The organism is Blautia sp. 1001283B150304_161114_C9, assembly GCF_015668165.1.
Lineage (GTDB): Bacteria > Bacillota > Clostridia > Lachnospirales > Lachnospiraceae > Blautia_A > Blautia_A wexlerae.
On record NZ_JADPGO010000072.1, the window covers coordinates 1 to 2776 of the forward strand.

Here is a 2776-nt window from a genome sequence, read left to right on the forward strand (position 1 = left end):
ACATGTTAATACAGTTGCTCCGTTCGGAACCTTTAGAACCAAGATTAGAAAATGGAAAAAGATTGCACTATAACTTCCAGTTTGATGGAGAAAGCAAAAATCATTCATGCCCTTTGTCATATAGTTTCTGTATATTTTTTGGAAGTTTGTCAGGCAACATGGCATTTATAGCATCTTCGTTACCATCTTTCATTGCTGTTTCGTAATACCAGCACTTGAATTTTAAGAGGGAGAGAGTTTTTTGAAGTTCCTGAATTTCAGTTTCAACAGCTGATTTTCTGGTTTCAAATAATTCTTTCCTTTTTTCATAGCTGGAGCTGCCTTCAGATACCCAGATAAAAAATTGCTTTATATCTTTTATCTCAAGACCGGATTTCTTCAGACATTCAATGATACGAAGTGCTTCTAATTCATTATCGCTGAAATAACGGATATTTCCCTTGCGTTCCAGATTAGGGAAAAAGCCTTCCTTGTCATAATACCTTAATGTAGAAACAGGAAGATTAAACATTGCAGAGACCTGACCGATTGTATACATAAAAAACCTTCTTTCAAATTTATGCTTGACCTAAAGTTAACTTTAGGTTGTAAGATATTTATATCATATACTATTGTTAGTGTAATTACAAGAAATTTTGCATATGGAGGATGTTAAATATGTTAAAAACAGAAAAATTAAAGCTGGTATCTGAATGGGATAAAACTTTTCCACAGAGTGAAAAAGTAGACCATAAGAAAGTGACATTTGTAAATCGTTATGGAATCACACTTGCCGCAGATTTGTATAAACCGAAAAATGCATCTGGGAAATATCCTGCGATTGCCGTAAGCGGACCATTTGGGGCAGTCAAAGAACAGTGTTCCGGATTATATGCACAGACAATGGCTGAAAGAGGATATTTAACGATTGCATTTGACCCTTCTTTTACGGGGGAAAGTGGAGGCTATCCAAGATTTATGGCTTCTCCAGATATTAATACAGAAGATTTTATGGCTGCTGTTGATTTCCTTTCTGTTCGGGAAGATGTGGATCTGGATAAAATAGGAATCATTGGAATCTGCGGCTGGGGTGGAATGGCTCTTAACGCAGCTGCGTTGGATACAAGAATAAAAGCAACCGTTGCTTCTACCATGTATGATATGACAAGAGTAAATGCGAATGGATACTTTGATTCTGAGGACAGTGAAGAAGCACGTTATGCAAAGAAACAGTCACTGAATACCCTCAGGACAGAAGAATACCGTAAAGGCGAATATTCAAGAGGCGGTGGTTGTGTTCCCCTTCCGGTTCCGGAAGATGCACCTTTCTTCGTAAAAGATTACAGTGAGTATTATAAAGGCAGATGTTATCATAAAAGGAGCCTGAATTCAAATGATGGCTGGAACAGTATTGGATGTATGTCATTTATGAATCAGCCAATATTAAGGTACAGTAATGAAATCAGAAGTGCAGTCCTTATCGTTCATGGAGAAAAAGCACACAGCTATTATTTTGGAAAAGATGCTTATGAAAATATGATCAAGAACAGCAAGTACACATCCAATAAAGAACTGCTGACAATTCCGGGAGCTGTTCATACAGATCTATACGATAATCCGGATGTGATCCCATTTGACAAAATTCAGAAATTTTTTAAAGAAAACGGAGTTGGTTAATTATGACGTGTGAAGAATTTTTGGAATGTTTCCTCCGTTTTATACAGACTGCGGACGAAATATCCATATAGGTAAAAATGTTTTTATTAATGCAGGATGTAAGTTTCAGGATCAGGGTGGTATTTATATAGAGGATGGAGTCCTGATTGGACATAATGCAGTATTGGCAACAATCAATCATATGGAAGATCCCGAGAAAAGAGCAGGTATGATATTTTAGCCGATTCACATCGAAAAAAAAGTGTGGCTTGGAGCAAATGTAACGGTTCTTCCGGGGGTTACGATTGGTGAAGGTTCGGTCATTGCAGCCGGAGCAGTTGTAACAAAAGATGTTCCGGCCAATATGACTGCGGCAGGAGTGCCTGCGAAAGTTATACGGAAGGTTAAAAAAGACACTGAAAAAGGAGAAATTTAATCATGGCAAAAAAAGTATTGATCATATCGACAAGTCTTCGAGGAGGCAGCAATTCTGATATACTTGCAAATGAGTGTGCAAAGGGAGCAAAAGAAGCCGGGCATGATGTGGAACTTCTTTCTTTGAAAGGAAAAGATATAAAATATTGTATCGGTTGTCTATCCTGTCAGAGGAATGGGATGTGTGTACTGAAGGATGATGTTGCAGATATTATGGCAAAAGTAAAGGATGCGGAGGTTATTGTCTATGCAACACCAATTTATTACTATGAGATGTGTGGCCAGATGAAAACACTTCTTGATAGATTGAATCCTTTATATTCGACAGATTATTCATTCAGAGATATTTATATGATTGCAACTGCCGCTGAGAATGATGAAAGTGCATTTGAAAAAGCCTACAATGGTCTGCAAGGCTGGGTAGACTGTTTTGAAAAGGCTTCCTTGAAAGGCATGGTCGGTGGCGGTGGAATTGATGCTGCAAATATAGCTGCAAGCCATGTTGATGTGATGAAAAAAGCATATGAACTTGGAAAGAAATTATGAGTTTGAAAAGAGTACTGTTATTTAGTCTGTGTATATTAGTTTTATCTGGGCTTGTAGGATGTAGAGAAACAGAAATTACCGTCAAATCGTTAAGGAAAGAATCGAAGGTGGTGCAAACGAAAAAGCAGTATGGAGACTTTTCATTAACTGCCCTTTCGTT

The 2776-nt window shown here is 37.6% G+C and carries 3 protein-coding genes and 1 pseudogene; 3 read left to right on the plus strand and 1 reads right to left on the minus strand.

The annotated features are described in order from the left end of the window. Positions 1–100 precede the first annotated feature (100 nt). The gene (locus I4V44_RS17190) at positions 101–538 is read right to left on the minus strand and encodes a MerR family transcriptional regulator (protein WP_118571954.1); all 438 of its coding nucleotides are present in this window, start codon (positions 536–538) and stop codon (positions 101–103) included. A gap of 119 nt (positions 539–657) precedes the next feature. On the opposite strand from I4V44_RS17190, the gene I4V44_RS17195 reads away from it, so the two are divergent. The 3 genes and pseudogenes from I4V44_RS17195 to I4V44_RS17205 all read left to right on the plus strand — a co-directional run bounded on the left by I4V44_RS17195 (position 658) and on the right by I4V44_RS17205 (position 2616). Further along, positions 658–1656 carry an alpha/beta hydrolase gene (locus tag I4V44_RS17195; protein WP_119241770.1) on the plus strand — a complete coding sequence of 333 codons (999 nt, stop codon included), beginning with the start codon at positions 658–660 and terminating at the stop codon, positions 1654–1656. A 19-nt stretch (positions 1657–1675) separates the two neighbouring features. Further along, positions 1676–2071, plus strand: a pseudogene (locus tag I4V44_RS18630) (DapH/DapD/GlmU-related protein); the annotation flags it as partial. 2 nt (positions 2072–2073) lie between these two features. After that, complete coding sequence (locus I4V44_RS17205) at positions 2074–2616, plus strand: flavodoxin family protein (protein WP_055154020.1); 543 nt, start codon at positions 2074–2076, stop codon at positions 2614–2616. Positions 2617–2776 lie beyond the last annotated feature (160 nt).